The 14,185-nt window shown below is 57.8% G+C and carries 13 protein-coding genes and 2 pseudogenes; 5 read left to right on the forward strand and 10 right to left on the reverse strand.

What is annotated here, in order from left to right:
- Nucleotides 1-920: carbohydrate porin (locus NNN71_RS13105; RefSeq protein ID WP_271458646.1), on the forward strand; the 920-nt coding region annotated here is incomplete at its 5' end.
- Between the two features lie 76 nt (nt 921-996).
- On the opposite strand, the gene nepI is transcribed toward NNN71_RS13105, so the two are convergent.
- Entirely contained in the window at nt 997-2,181 is a 1,185-nt protein-coding gene (nepI, locus tag NNN71_RS13110; RefSeq protein ID WP_163447670.1) for a purine ribonucleoside efflux pump NepI, read from the reverse strand.
- A gap of 215 nt (nt 2,182-2,396) precedes the next feature.
- Between nepI and NNN71_RS13115 the strand changes: the two genes are divergently transcribed.
- Both NNN71_RS13115 and NNN71_RS13120 read left to right on the forward strand, forming a co-directional pair.
- The gene (locus NNN71_RS13115; protein WP_271458647.1) at nt 2,397-2,756 is read left to right on the forward strand and encodes a type II toxin-antitoxin system RelE/ParE family toxin; all 360 of its coding nucleotides are present in this window, start codon (nt 2,397-2,399) and stop codon (nt 2,754-2,756) included.
- Nucleotides 2,740-3,063 carry a helix-turn-helix domain-containing protein gene (locus NNN71_RS13120; RefSeq protein ID WP_163447668.1) on the forward strand — a complete coding sequence of 108 codons (324 nt, stop codon included), beginning with the start codon at nt 2,740-2,742 and terminating at the stop codon, nt 3,061-3,063. The genes NNN71_RS13115 and NNN71_RS13120 overlap by 17 nt, the downstream gene beginning before the upstream one ends.
- A gap of 53 nt (nt 3,064-3,116) precedes the next feature.
- On the opposite strand, the gene NNN71_RS13125 is transcribed toward NNN71_RS13120, so the two are convergent.
- The 8 genes from NNN71_RS13125 to ivbL form a co-directional block, all read right to left on the reverse strand.
- A complete protein-coding gene (locus NNN71_RS13125; RefSeq protein ID WP_064540789.1) occupies nt 3,117-3,569 on the reverse strand; it encodes a DUF1198 family protein in 453 nt (150 codons plus the stop codon).
- Between the two features lie 176 nt (nt 3,570-3,745).
- A complete protein-coding gene (gene uhpT, locus NNN71_RS13130) occupies nt 3,746-5,137 on the reverse strand; it encodes a hexose-6-phosphate:phosphate antiporter (RefSeq protein WP_064540786.1) in 1,392 nt (463 codons plus the stop codon).
- A 138-nt stretch (nt 5,138-5,275) separates the two neighbouring features.
- Nucleotides 5,276-6,595 carry an MFS transporter gene (locus NNN71_RS13135; RefSeq protein WP_271458648.1) on the reverse strand — a complete coding sequence of 440 codons (1,320 nt, stop codon included), beginning with the start codon at nt 6,593-6,595 and terminating at the stop codon, nt 5,276-5,278.
- 9 nt (nt 6,596-6,604) lie between these two features.
- Nucleotides 6,605-8,107 (reverse strand): signal transduction histidine-protein kinase/phosphatase UhpB, encoded by a 1,503-nt coding sequence (gene uhpB, locus NNN71_RS13140; protein WP_223803637.1) that lies wholly within the window; start codon nt 8,105-8,107, stop codon nt 6,605-6,607.
- On the reverse strand, nt 8,104-8,697 hold the full coding sequence (uhpA, locus tag NNN71_RS13145; protein ID WP_064540778.1) for a transcriptional regulator UhpA: 594 nt from the start codon (nt 8,695-8,697) through the stop codon (nt 8,104-8,106). The genes uhpB and uhpA overlap by 4 nt, the downstream gene beginning before the upstream one ends.
- 73 nt (nt 8,698-8,770) lie before the next feature.
- The gene (ilvN, locus tag NNN71_RS13150; protein ID WP_065357373.1) at nt 8,771-9,061 is read right to left on the reverse strand and encodes an acetolactate synthase small subunit; all 291 of its coding nucleotides are present in this window, start codon (nt 9,059-9,061) and stop codon (nt 8,771-8,773) included.
- 3 nt (nt 9,062-9,064) lie between these two features.
- On the reverse strand, nt 9,065-10,753 hold the full coding sequence (gene ilvB / locus NNN71_RS13155; protein ID WP_271458649.1) for an acetolactate synthase large subunit: 1,689 nt from the start codon (nt 10,751-10,753) through the stop codon (nt 9,065-9,067).
- A 104-nt stretch (nt 10,754-10,857) separates the two neighbouring features.
- Entirely contained in the window at nt 10,858-10,956 is a 99-nt protein-coding gene (gene ivbL, locus NNN71_RS13160; RefSeq protein WP_072277096.1) for an ilvB operon leader peptide IvbL, read from the reverse strand.
- Nucleotides 10,957-11,149: 193 nt separating this feature from the next.
- Here ivbL and NNN71_RS13165 point away from each other — a divergent pair.
- Together NNN71_RS13165 and emrD are read left to right on the forward strand one after the other, a co-directional pair.
- Nucleotides 11,150-12,011, forward strand: a pseudogene (locus NNN71_RS13165) (EamA family transporter).
- Nucleotides 12,012-12,186: 175 nt separating this feature from the next.
- The gene (gene emrD, locus NNN71_RS13170; protein ID WP_163447663.1) at nt 12,187-13,371 is read left to right on the forward strand and encodes a multidrug efflux MFS transporter EmrD; all 1,185 of its coding nucleotides are present in this window, start codon (nt 12,187-12,189) and stop codon (nt 13,369-13,371) included.
- 85 nt (nt 13,372-13,456) lie between these two features.
- Here the strand turns inward: emrD and NNN71_RS13175 are convergent.
- Nucleotides 13,457-14,023, reverse strand: a pseudogene (locus NNN71_RS13175) (LysR substrate-binding domain-containing protein); the annotation flags it as partial.
- Nucleotides 14,024-14,185 lie beyond the last annotated feature (162 nt).

Consider the following 14,185-nt stretch of genomic DNA (forward strand, 5'->3'; position numbering starts at 1 on the left):
CCTACGTCGGCGTGACCAACGTGCTCGAATCCAACCCGAACGCCTATATCTGGGCCGGTCGTGACTTCCACCAGCGTCCGCAACAGGGTATCAACGACTACTTCTGGATGAACCACGACGGCCAGGGCGCCGGGGTGAAAAACTTTGATATTGGCGGCGTGCAGTTCGACGTGGCCACGGTGGCTCAGGTGAAATCCTGTAGCCCGGAAGTGATGGCCGATGAGTCGAACCCATCGCGCATCACCTGTACCGGTAACTCCGACACTGGTGACGACGGCCACTACGCGCTGACCACCAAAACCCACAACATCAAAGCGGGCCCAATCGATGTTGAGGTGTACGCCAACTACGGCTTCGACTCCAAAGCGGTGGATAACAACAAGCAGCTTGATGCCTGGCAGGGCGGCCTGCTGTTAAGCCACACCAACAGCGATGACAGCGGCGTGAACAAGGTTATCCTGCGCTACTCCGATAACTCGGATAACAGCGTGTTCAACAAAACCGACGGTCTGACGGCCATCTACGCCAGCTTCGAGGGTAACTACAAGTTCACCCAGCAGGCGCAGGTGGAATACCTGCTGGCGTTCCACGACTACGACAACAGCAAAGACAAAACCGATAACCGTAAAAACTACGGCGCGATTGTGCGTCCGATGTACTTCTGGAACGACGTGCACTCGACGTGGCTGGAAGCGGGCTACCAGCGTGTGGATTACGACCAGGGCGGAGATAACCACGGCTGGAAGCTGACGCTGTCGCAGAACATCGCGATTGGTATGGGTCCGGAATTCCGTCCGATGCTGCGCTTCTACGTGACCGGCGGTCAGGTCGACAACAAGCGCACGGCGAAGGTGAACGGTACCGACGACCAGCAGCTGGATTCACTGAACTTCGGCGGCATGTTTGAGGCGTGGTTCTAAGCGAGCGTGATAGCTCCTCTCGCCCAAAACGGGCGAGAGGGTACGATTGGCGTAGGCAGTGTTCTACGCCATCTCCTCACTGAATTCTCACCTTCGCCGTCACCAGCACGGCGGTCAGCAGCATCAGCGCGCCGGAAATCATTAACGGCGAAGTCAGCCCCAGACGATCCAGCGCCAGTCCGCCAATCGCCGCGCCACAGGTATTCGCCAACTGAATGACGGCCACCTGAATAGAGCCGGCTTTTTCCGCCTGATCGGCCAGTGAGCGGGTAATCCACGTCGACCAGCCCACCGGCACCAGCGCAAACGCCAGCCCCCAGATAATCGCGATGCCAGCGGCGACCACTTTCTCGCCGCCCCACAACGTAAGCACCAGCGCGCTCACCGCCAGCACCAGCGGCGCACCGGCTAGTGCCAGTTTGACCGACCGTTTAAGGATAACGGAAGAGAACGACGTACCGATAAAGCTGGCGATACCGAAGCTCAGCAGCACCAACGTCAGGCCATCAACGTCAAAGCCCGCCAGATTCATATACACCGGGCGAATATAAGTGAAGAAGGCGAACTGTCCGGCGAAGGACATAAAGATGGCGATCATCCCGGCCATCACGCCGGGACGCTGCAGCAGGCTAAACATGTTTTGCTTCTGATGCGCAGGTTCACCCGGCAGCGATGGCAACGCCTTCACCACCCAAATGCAACACAGCAGCCCCATTACCGCCGCCGCGTTAAAGACGTTACGCCAGCCGATGATACCGCCCAGAAAACTCCCTAGCGGCGCGGCAATCACCAGTGCGATAGACACCGCGCCAAAGATCACCGACAGCGCTTTCGGCACCGTACGAGCGGGCACCAGACGCATCGTCAGTGAAGCCGACATGGCCCAGAAGCCCCCCAGCGCCAGCCCCAGACAAGCACGCCCCAACAGCAGCAACGTGAACGAACTGGCAAACGACACCAGCAGGCAGGAAAGCGTCAGGAGAACGGAGAACAGAATCACCACGTAGCGACGGTTGGTCGCGCCAATGGCCTGGGTAATAAACAGGCTGGAGAACATGGCGACAAACGCGGTCACCGTGACCGACTGCCCGGCGACGCCTTCGGAAATCCCCAGATCCTGCGCCATCGGCGTCAGCAGGCTGACGGGTAAAAACTCGACGGTAATCAGGCAGGCGACGCAAAACGCCACGGCGAAAACCGCCGACCAGTTGGGCCGCGCAACGACGTCAGCGCGGGTTTTTTCTTCACGATATTCACTCATTTTGTTACCTGCGGAGGGTGTCTTTGCGGAAAAGACACGCAGTGTAACATCTTAACTGTGACGTATTTAACGTTTTAGCAACTGACATGGTTGCGCTGCATTTTGCGAGGCCGATCGGAAGCTGAGAATTATCGTCTCTCCCTGCGTGCAAAACCAAAAGGCAAGACATAGTGTATCACCTGGTGCTACACTTTAGACTACAGGATGTCAACCTGATGCGAATATTCAAAACCAGGTGGTTTAACAGGGAAGCGAAATCCCACACGATAAAAGATGACGAGTTAAGTGAGGCAGTCAACGCCGTACTACAGGGAAAAGCAGATAATCTCGGAGGCGGGGTTTATAAAAAACGTCTCAATCAGAACCGCGATCGCGCAATTGTGCTGGCAAAGGGAGGTCAACATTGGTTTTACACCTTTCTGTATGCCAAACAGGATATGGCAAACATCAGCTATGGCGAACTCGCGGGCTTTCGTGAGTTAGCAAAGTACTATGCTTGCCTTACCGAAGATCAGATAACGGCACTCATTAACAATAAAGAACTGATAGAGGTGCGCCATGTCAGCAAAAACTAAATTCAAAAGCCCTGCCTTTGAAGCAATTCACAGCGCGGCATCTGGATTATTTAGCGTGGATGCCATTCCTCTGGAGACAATGCGCAGTTTTGATACCACCTGCTTAAGCAATATCAGGGACCTGCAGCCGCTTGAAATAAAAGCGCTCCGTGAAGAGCTCAAGGTTAGCCAACCCGTTTTCGCCCGCTATCTGAATACCAGCGTATCAACGGTACAGAAATGGGAAAGCGGCGTTAAACGCCCCAGCGGGATGTCACTGAAACTGCTGAGTGTTGTTCAAAAACACGGCCTTAAGGTTCTGCTGTGACGATTTTGTCGGATAACGCAGCAGATAATTACGCCACACCATCGCCGATAACATCAATGCAGCCAGTGAACGCCGTTTTCATCGTGGAACAGCGCGTTGTAGCGATACTGGAAAGCGTTGAGCTCGCTAATCTCCGGTTCCAGTTCGCGCAGGAAGCTGAGCGCCAGGCGCACCTGAGCGTCGGTGATGGGCGCGGCGAGACGGGCTTTTTGCAGCCGCCGATGCCAGGTGAGCATATTGGATTCACTGCCGTCGACGATGCACACCTGCCAGATCAGCAGCATCTGCGCCGCATTCTGCAAATGGGCTTCGTTAGGGCGCTCCAGATAACGTAAAAACTCTTCGCCCTGCGCTTTCCCTAACTGGTCGATCATCGACTCTACCGGTTCTGGCGTGATCGCCAGTCGTTCGCTGAGACGGCGTATTGCCCGTCGGGAACTCGAGGTCAGGATCCGAAATCCGACAACAAATACCACCGCCAGGGTGGCCAGAATTAACCAGATCATGCACGCTCTCACTTAGGCTAAACCCGGACATGATAATGGGATTTTGCGCGCTGTCGATAATCGGGCATACCATAATGTGCGTTAGCTCGATGAAGGCAGAGGATGATGAAAGCGGATCTCAGATCCCAGGCATAAAAAAGCCCGGTGCAGAACCGGGCAAACGTTACCAAACACACTTACGCCATTTTTAACTGCTGAATCTTTTTCTCACGGCGAATTTTACGTTCTTCAAAGATAGCGACGATGGCCATCAGGCAGATACAGCCAATGGCGGCGGTATCCAGCGCGGCAAAGGTGCCCGCCCAACCGGTGAGGCCGAAAATCGGCGTGCCGTCGGCAATCATCCCCAGACCCAGCTTGGCGAAGCTGTCGCCAATCAGGTAGGCGAAGGTGCCTTTAATGCCATCGGCCGCGCCGATCGCTTTTTTCGGAACGAAACCCACCGCCGCCACGCCGATTAACAGCTGCGGGCCGAACACCAGGAAGCCGAGAGCAAACAGCGAAGCCAGATAGACATACTGGTTGCTGGCGTGCTGATAAACGCCCAGCGTCGCGATAATGAGTGCCAGCGCCACACAGGCCACCAGCGCACGACGACCATTGGCGAGATCGGAGAGCCAGCCCCACAGCAGCGTACCGACCAGCGCGCCCACTTCAAACAGGGTAAAGCCCTGAATCGCCACTTCTTTGGAGAGCTTCAACTCCTGGAAGGCATAGACAGTGGACCACTGGTCGATACCGATACGCACCACGTACAGGAAGATGTTGGAGAAGCACAGCAGCCAGATCACTTTGTTTTTCAGCACGTACTCAACAAAGATCTGCCATTTGGTCATCTCGTTTTCTTCGGTCTCTTTGTCCTCTTCGCTGATCTCTTCACCGAACAGCTCTTCAGCTTTGCCAAGACCGTAAGATTCCGGGGAATCGCTGCCAAAACGCAGGCCGATAAAGCCGACAATCAGGGCAATAATCGACGGGAAGATAAACATACCAATCACGTGACCATCGAACAGGTAATTTGCGCCGAACAGCGCCACGCCCGCCGCACCCGCACCGCCGAGGTTATGGGAGATATTCCACATGCCGAGGTAGGAACCGCGCTTACGGCGCGGCGTCCACTTGGTGATGGTGGAATAACTGCACGAGCCACCGGTGCTCTGGAAGAAACCGCTCAGAGCATAGAAAGTAATCATCAGGAACAAGCTGACGGAGCCCGAGCCCATGCTGGCGCTGAAGCCGAGCATACAAATGGCGGAGAGGATCAGCATAAACGGCAGGAACTGCTTGGTGTTTTTGCCGTCAGCGTAGTAGGAAACCAGCGTTTTGCCCACGCCGTAGGTAATGGAAAAGCCCAGGCCAATCATCCCCAGCTGCGTCATGCTCAGCCCGTAGGTGGAGATCATGTCGTTCTGCGCGATGTTGAAGTTTTTGCGGATCAGATACATGGTCAGGTAGCCGATAAAGACCACCAGATAAGACTGCATGAACGGTTTGAACCACATTTTGCGCCGCACATCGAGCGGCAGATCCAGGGTCGGTTTGCGCACCTGGTTTAAGAAGGCCAGCATGGGTATCTCCTGATTTTTATACCTGCGTGATGGCCGGTATTGTAAAAATCAGCGGCGCAGCTGGCCTGAGACAGCGTCCAGGTGGAACCGGGAAAATTTCTTAGTTTTACGCCGTTTGTCGAAGAAAGGTGAAGCAGGTCACGCTTCACGCGGGGCCTGGGCGTTTAAGAACGGCAGTAACAGCAGCGCGGAAATCCCCGCCGCGATGGCGATCACCACGAAGAATCCGGTCCAGTGCCACGCTTCCATCACCTTCGCCAGCGGCCAGCCGGAGAGCGAGGCCCCCAGATAAGCAAACAGCCCGACAAACCCGGTCGCCGCGCCTGCCGCCTCTTTGTGCGAGCACTCTGCCGCCGCCATGCCAATCAGCATCTGCGGGCCAAAGACGAAGAACCCGGTGGTGAAGAAGCACGCCGCCTGCATCACGTAGCTGGCGAACGGCATCAGCCACAGCGAGCCGACCGAAAGCAGAATCCCGGCGGCGAAAATCAAGTTCATCGGCCCTCGATTGCCGTTAAACAGCTTGTCTGAGCCCCAGCCTGCCACCAGCGCGCCGATAAAGCCACCCAGTTCAAACATGGTGACGGCGGTGTTGGCGGTGACCAAATCGACGCCGAGCGTCTCCGACATATACAGATTGCCCCAGTCGTTGATCGCCGCGCGCACCACGTACACCAGCACGTAGCACAACGACAATAGCCAGATATACGGGTTGAGTAACACGTACCGGGTGAGGATCTCTTTACGAGTCAGCCCCGCCCCTTCCTGCTGTTGGGCTATCTCCAGCGCATCGTGCTGCCAGTCGCCAACCGGCGGCAAGCCTACCGCCTGCGGTCTGTCGCGCAGTCGCCAGCAGAGAAAAACGCCCACCACGATCGCCAGCAGTCCGGCAATCATCATCCCGGCGCGCCAGCCGTAATGCAGCGCCGCCGCCCCCATCACCATCGGAATCAGCGCGCCGCCGACGTTGTGCGCGGTGTTCCAGATGGCCCACCAGCCGCCGCGCTCGTTGCGCGAATACCACGCGGTGAGCAAGCGGGCGCACACCGGCGCCCCCCAGCCCTGGAAGAAGGCGTTCAGCGCCCACAGCACGGCAAAGGCCCACAGTGAGGTGGAGAAACCGAACAGAATATTGACCACGCCGGTAGCGATTAGCCCGATACCCATAAAATAGCGGGCGTTCGAGCGGTCGCTGACGATACCCGAAACAAACTTCGACAGTCCGTAGGTGATGTAAAACAGCGTCGCCAGCAGACCGATATCGCTGCGGGTCAGCACGCCGCTGGTGATGATCTCCGGCACCGCGGCGTTAAAGCTTTTGCGGGTGAAGTAAAATAGCGCGTAGCCGAGCCAGATGGTCAGCAGGATATACCGCCGCCAGTAACGGTAGCGGGCGTCCACTTCCTGCTTGTCGGTGATGAGCGGCACGCTGGCCGGGGCTTTTAAAAACTGAAACATCGCCGTTCCTCAGGCGTAGCGCTGGGGCAGCGACACGCTAACGCGCGTGCCGTGCATGCAGGAAATCGTGAGTGAACCACCGAGCGCCGTCACGCGCTCGCGCATACCGGTGAGGCCAAAACCTTGCTGATTCGAACCCGGAGGCAAACCGCTGCCGTCGTCCTCAATGACCAGCATCAGCCGTTCATCCTGTTGCCAACCCTGGAGCGTCACCGCGCTGGCGTTGGCGTGCTTAACAATGTTGTTGAGCCCTTCCTGACAGACGCGAAACAGCGTCACGCGCTGGCTTTCGCTCAGCAATGACTCGTCGATTCGCCAGTCAAGGTGGCTGACGATACCGCGGCTTTCCAGCTCCATTTCACGCATCAGCGAACGAATAGCCTGTTCCAGCGTGAGATCGTCCAGCTGACGCGGGCGCAGGCGACCCAGCAGGCGGCGCACGGCATCGTATACGCCCAGCGAAAGCTGTTCAATGTGCGCCCCACTCTGCTTCACCCCGACGTTGTCGGGAGCCAGTCGCTGAACAATACCCGCCTGCGTGCGAATGGCGGTGATGGTCTGGCCGATATCGTCGTGCAGTTCGCGCGCGACGTCGCGGCGCACGCTCTCTTCGGTTTCCAGCAGACGTTCCGCCAGCCGGTGGTTGCGCGCCAGTTCGTTTTGCAGCGACTGGTTAAGCTCACGCAGCCGCTGAATGCCGGCACCGAGCAGCAGCCCGGTCAAGCTTTGCGCCAGCAGCGAGAGCAGTAAATCGACCGGGTGATCGTGCCAGGTCTGGCTGGCAATCAGCGCGATGGCGTTCATCAACGTCGCAATCAGCGCTCCCTGCCAGCCGTAGTGCCAGGCGAGCGCGATAATCGGTAAGGCAAGACAGAACGGGGTAAAGCGCGACAGCTCGGCGGGTAAACCGAGCTGCAGCCACAGACTGACGGTGAACAGCAGCAGATACCAGACCAGATGTCGTCCACGCCAGTTCACCGGCTGCGACACCAGCGCCGGGCCGAGCGGCAGCCAGGTGGTGCTGGTGAGATAGTGCCAGAACACCAGACAGATCGGCGCTAACGTCAGGCCGCCGGTGAGCGTCAGCAGCAGCGCATTCCACGCCGCTTCGCCTTGCCCCAGCCAGGGCAGCGATTGCAGTAGCGCCGCAGCCGTCAGCGCCGCCCCCTGCAAAAGCAATGTGCGCCAGTCGCGTTGATGACGATAGCGGGAAATCAGCGTGACCGGCAGCAACGTGAGAAAACTCCCGATCATCAAAACCGGCAGATGCGCCAACGCCACTTCCTGCGCCAGCCAGTACATCAGCAGCCACTCCGCGCCCAGCAGCACCGGCCAGTAGCTGCGCGGGCATTGCAGCATTAATCCCAGACGAAGGCCGAACGGAAACAGCAGCACCGCCAGCTCCGGGCGCTCAACCAGGTGCAGGCTGATGCTCCACAGGCAAAACCACGCGGCGGAAAAGATAAAGAAACAGGCGACAACGGTAATCAACCGGGAGAAAAGTGCGTTCATTGCCAGCCGTCAAACATGCGGCGCGCCAGCTCAACGTCGTTGCTGACGTTCAGCTTTTCCATCAGGTTAGCGCGATGAACGTGCACCGTCTTCGGCGACAACCCCAGCTCGGCGGCGATCTCTTTGACCGCCATGCCCTGCGCCAGTTTTTCCGCCACCTGACGCTCACGCTTGGTCAACGGATCCTGACGACCAGCCGCCAGCTTGACGGCAATATCCGGCGTTAAGTAGCAACCGCCTGTCGCCACGGTATGCACGGCGGCAATCAGTTCATCCGGGCTACAGCGCTTGGAGAGAAAGCCGCGCGCCCCGGCATTCAGCGCCTGCTCGACCAGCGCCGGGCTGTCGTGGACGGAGAGCATGATGATCGCCATCCCTTTTGGCAACTGGCTCAGCAGCTCAAGGCCTGAGATATCGGGCATCGAAATATCGCAAATGCACACCTGCACGCCTCGCCCCGGTAAGCCGGCCAACGCCTCGCGCCCGGAACCAAACTCTGCAATGACCTGCAAATCCGGTTCCAGACCGAGCAGCTGGGCAAAGCCGGAGCGGACGATAGTGTGGTCGTCGATAAGGGCGATGGTGATCATGGGTTTGTCCTGGCGGATAAAAAAACGCGCTTACCTTAACGATAAGCGCGTGGCTGTTCAAGTCTTGAGCGAACTACTCGAAGAAGACGGAGATTTTATTAAACATCGAGGGATCTGACTGGTTGCGGGCCACTTTCACCACATCTTCCAGCTTGTCGATCTGGCTCATCATCTGCTCAAGGCGCTGGTCGTCATTCACCAATAGCCAGATTCGGCTATGGTCGCTGCCGTGGATCGGCAGACAGAGAATGCCCTCCACGTTAAACGCACGACGGGCAAATAGCCCGCAGACGTGAGTCATGACGCCCGGATGGTTGCGCACGGTAAGCTCCAGAATAACGTTATCATGAGTCTGTTTTTGCATGGCTTATTCCCCCACCATTTCGCTATTCGCCGCACCCGGCGGAACCATCGGATACACTTTTTCTTCCGCATCGATACGCACGTGGATCAGCGCCGGCCCAGGGCGGTTGATGATCGCCTGCAGCGCCGCTTGCGGATCCGTTTCGTTGTTTAAATCACAGGTTTCAAGGCCGAAACCGGCGGCAATTTGCATAAAGTTAATCATGCCCGGATAGGTGGCGGCAAATACGCCCTGCTTGTAGAACAGGCTCTGCTGTTGATGCACCAGCCCCAGCGCCTGGTTGTTCATCAGGATAATCTTCACGTCCAGCTGATTTTCTGCCGCCGTCGCCATCTCCTGGATGTTCATCATCAGGCTGCCGTCACCGGAGAAACACAGCACTTTCTTGTCCGGATTCGCCAGCGCCGCGCCGATGGCCGCCGGCAGGCCGAAGCCCATGGTGCCGAGGCCGCCGGAGGTCAGCCACTGGCGTGGACGGTTCAGCGGATAAGCCTGCGCTGCCCACATCTGATGCTGGCCCACGTCGGTGGTGATGATCGCGTTATCGTCTACACAGGCGGCAACAGCGTTGATCAGGCCGTAATGGCTGAGCGGGTCACCGGCTTGCGGAATCGCCCCCGGGAACTCTTGTTGCAGCTCGGCGACTTTACCGCGCCACTCGGTACGCGGCTGCGCGTCAATCTGCGGCAGCAACTGCGCCAGAACGTCATCCACATCCGCCTGAATCGCCACATGCGCCTGCTTGATTTTGCCCAGCTCGGCGCGGTCGATATCCACGTGAATAATTTTCGCGTTCGGACAGAATTCCGCCACTTTACCGGTCGCCCGGTCATCAAAACGTGCGCCTAAAACTACCAGCAAATCAGATTGTTGCAGAATAAAGTTGGTACTGCGCGCGCCATGCATGCCCAGCATGCCTAACGACAGCGGGTGCGCTTTCGGCAGCATGCCCAGCGCCATCAGCGTCATGGTGGTTGGCAGGTTGGCTTTCTCGGCCAGTTCGCGTACGCGTTGCGGCGCGTTAATTACCCCGCCGCCGAGATACAGCACTGGACGCTGCGCGGCGTTAATCATCGCCGCCGCTTCGCTGACGCTCCCGGCGCTAAAGTCTGGCGTGGCGGCGCGACCGCCCGGTTCCGGCAGTTCGCTGATGTCGATTTCGGCGGTCTGCACATCCTTAGGAATGTCTATCCACACCGGGCCTGGGCGACCCGACTGCGCAATCCGGAAGGCATCAGCAATAACCTGCGGTAATTCATTGATGTTGCGGACTAAGTAGTTGTGTTTAGTGATGGGGATAGAGATACCGTAGGTGTCGACTTCCTGGAACGCGTCGGTACCGATTAACGAGGAGGCCACCTGTCCGGTGATACACACCAAGGGAATGGAGTCGAGGCGCGCGTCGGCAATAGCGGTGACCAGGTTGGTGGCACCGGGGCCGCTACAGGCCACGCACACCGCCGGCTTACCCTGGGTGCGCGCCATGCCCTGGGCGATAAAGCCCGCACCCTGCTCGTGTCGCGCCAGAATATGACGGATTTGCGTGCTCTGGCTTAACGCGTCGTACAGCGGAAGCACCGTGCCGCCGGGGATGCCGGTCACCATAGTGATGCCCTGACGCTCCAGTAAATGAACGATTAACTGCGCGCCCGTAAACCGGGTCGGTTGTGATGTTGTGCCCGAACTTGCCATGCTCCAGTCCTTTTATTCTGGGCCGACCATCCGGGAGGGGCTAGAAACTAAAAACCCCGCCCGGTTTGCGCCGGCGGGGTTTGGAATCGTGTGTGTTCCTGACCCTACGGCGCATTGCCGACGACCACCACCACACGCACGACGACCACCGCGGCTGGTAGCGCGGTTTTTAGTAGGGTCGAAGTCATCATGGATGGAGTCATTCAGGGTCTGTCTCATCATTCGTTAAGTGAATTTATACAAACACAGCTTTTTCAGGCTGACAATGGAAATATTTTCATCTGCGTAAAAATGCAGCAAAGATCACATTTCCGCGCGGAGGGAAATCCTCTGAACTGTCCCAGTTTTCCCCTATTTCTGGCCCTGTTTTCCGCCGGTGGGTTGTGTTACGTTTTGGTGAATTCCCCCTCAACCACGCATGATCATGACACTTTCTGTTTTTTGCATTTTGCTGTTTGCCGCGCTGCTGCACGCGAGCTGGAACGCTATCGTTAAGGCGGGAAACGATAAACTCTATTCGGCGATCGGCGTCACCGGTTCCGCCGCATTAATCGCATTGGTATTCATTCCCTTCGCGCCTGCGCCATCGGCGGCCAGCGTGCCTTTTATGATTGCCTCGACGGTTTTACAGGTGATCTACACCGTGCTGGTGGCGAAAACCTATCAAATTTCCGATATGAGCCAGACTTACCCACTGATGCGCGGCACCGCGCCGCTGCTGGTGGCCATTATCAGCGTACTGTTTCTGGGCGATCATCTTTCCGCGCTGGCGTGGTGCGGAATCGCGGTTATCTGTACAGCGATTCTGGGGATGGCGTTCAACAGTCGTGGGGGTTCGCAGCGAGGCGTGGTGTTAGCACTGCTGAACGCCTGGATTATTGCCGGGTATACGCTGATTGACGGCACCGGCGTCCGCCTCTCCGACACGGCGCTTGGCTATACGCTATGGTCCTTTTTCCTGAATGGTTCAACTCTGCTCTGCTGGGCGATGCTTGCCCGCCGTCGCGAGGCGTCGAGATACCTGGCGCATAACTGGAAAAAGGGTATCCTCGGCGGAATAGGCACCATGGGTTCTTACGGGCTGGCGCTGTGGGCCATGACTCAGGCGCCGCTGGCGGTGGTCGCCGCGCTGCGCGAAACCTCGATTTTGTTTGGCGCGCTGATCGCCTGGCTGTTGCTGAAAGAACGGGTGGCGGGCATTCGCCTGGTTGCCGCCTGCGGCATTGCCGCGGGGGCGATCGTGCTGCGGCTGTCCTGAAAAACTGGCAACTATTGTTGCCGATCGACGTGTATAAATCCTGCCTGCGTCACACATTTCATTTACATGACGCATGATTAAATCGCCACCGCAGTGTGGTAGATTCCTCTCCGATTTGGCGCATAGCCTGGATGTTTATTCTTACAAACCTAAATTCCATAAAGTAATCAGCGAAATGAAAAGAGATAGAAACGTCAACATCCTGGTGATGCTGGTGTTGCTGGTGGCTGTCGGCCAGATGGCGCAGACCATTTATATTCCCGCTATCGCCCAGATGGCGAGCGACCTCAACGTGCGTGAAGGGGCAGTGCAGAGCGTGATGGCGGCGTACCTGCTGACCTACGGCGTTTCCCAGCTGTTTTACGGCCCATTGTCAGACCGCGTGGGACGTCGTCCGGTGATCCTCGCAGGAATGTCGATTTTTATGCTGGCGACGCTGGTAGCCATCACCACCCACAGCCTGACGGTGCTGATTGCCGCCAGCGCCTTACAGGGAATGGGGACTGGCGTCGGCGGCGTGATGGCGCGGACGCTGCCGCGTGACCTGTATGAAGGCAGCCAGCTACGCCACGCCAACAGCCTGTTAAACATGGGGATTCTGGTAAGCCCCCTGCTGGCGCCGCTGATTGGCGGCGTGCTGGAAACGCTGATTAACTGGCGGGCCTGCTACGGCTTTCTGCTGGTGCTGTGCGCGGGCGTCACCTTCAGTATGGCGCGCTGGATGCCGGAGACGCGTCCGAGTGGCGCGCCCAAAACCCGGCTTATCAGCAACTATAAAACGCTGTTCGGCAACAGCGGCTTTAACTGCTACCTGCTCATGCTGATCGGCGGCCTGGCCGGAATTGCGGTGTTTGAAGCGAGCTCGGGCGTGCTGATGGGCGGCGTGCTGGGCCTCAGCAGCATGACGGTCAGCATCCTGTTTATTCTGCCGATTCCGGCGGCATTCTTTGGCGCATGGTTCGCCGGGCGGCCCAAAAAACGCTTCCCGACCCTTATGTGGCAGTCGGTGGTGAGTTGCCTGTTAGCCGGGCTGATGATGTGGATCCCAGGCCTGTTCGGCGTGATGAATATCTGGACGCTGCTGGTCCCCGCCGCGCTGTTCTTCTTCGGCGCAGGCATGCTGTTCCCGCTGGCGACCAGCGGCGCGATGGAGCCGTTCCCGTTCCTCGCCGGTACCGCCGGGGCACTGGTGGGCGGGCTGCAAAACATCGGCTCCGGCGTGCTGGCCTGGCTGTCGGCGATGATGCCGCAAACCGGGCAGAGCAGTATCGGCCTGCTGATGACGCTGATGGGGCTGCTGATTTTCCTCTGCTGGCTACCGCTGGCTTCGCGCTTTGCGCATCAGGGTCAGGCGGTGTAATCAGGACCGGTTTTCTCCCTCTCCCTTTCAGGGAGAGGGCCGGGGTGAGGGTAATAACGTGTTAATAAGCCAGCAGATTTACCCCTCACCCTAACCCTCTCCCCATAGGGGAGAGGGGACCGTCTGTGCCCTTTTTTATGTTTGCCGCCTGGTTAACCTGCTCCTGAAGCCAACCAATAAACGCCTCGATTTTCGGCCACTGCCTGCCGGGCAGCGTGGTGACGTAGTAATGCTGATGGCATTTCAGTGCCATATCGCCAAAAGGCGCGACCAGCTCTCCGCTGTCGAGACGTTTTTGTACCAGCCTCTTTCTCCCCATCGCCACGCCGATGTGGTTCATCGCCGCAATCACCGCTAAATCAGAACGATCGAAACCAATGCCCGACGATGTCGGCAAATTTGCCGCATAATGCTGCGCCCAGCTGTGCCATTCATCCGTTCCAGAATCGTTACTCCATGCCTGCCTGTCGTGCAGCAAAGTACAGTGCGGCAAGTTCAGCAGTGATCCCATCAGGTCATAGCGACGAGCGTAGTCCGGGCTGCATACCGGCAAAATCTCTTCATCCATCAGAAAATGGTGCGTGAGCTGCGCGGACGGCGCATCATCAAAATAGAGCGCCGGAACCAGCCAACACTGGGTGATGGAGGGCCGACACTTCAAAGGTATACAGTTTTGACAGCTGCCAGCCGTGAAGTAGCCGGTTTCTGACTTCGCGTAGGGGATCCATACGACCACGACATTTATCGCGTCCGTTATTGCACTGGCGTACACATTCCTGCTTTCCTTTATTATGTGACTGCTCCCCGCCACTTG

Source organism: Kluyvera sp. Awk 3 (genome assembly GCF_028069715.1).
Classification (GTDB): Bacteria; Pseudomonadota; Gammaproteobacteria; order Enterobacterales; family Enterobacteriaceae; genus Kluyvera; species Kluyvera georgiana_A.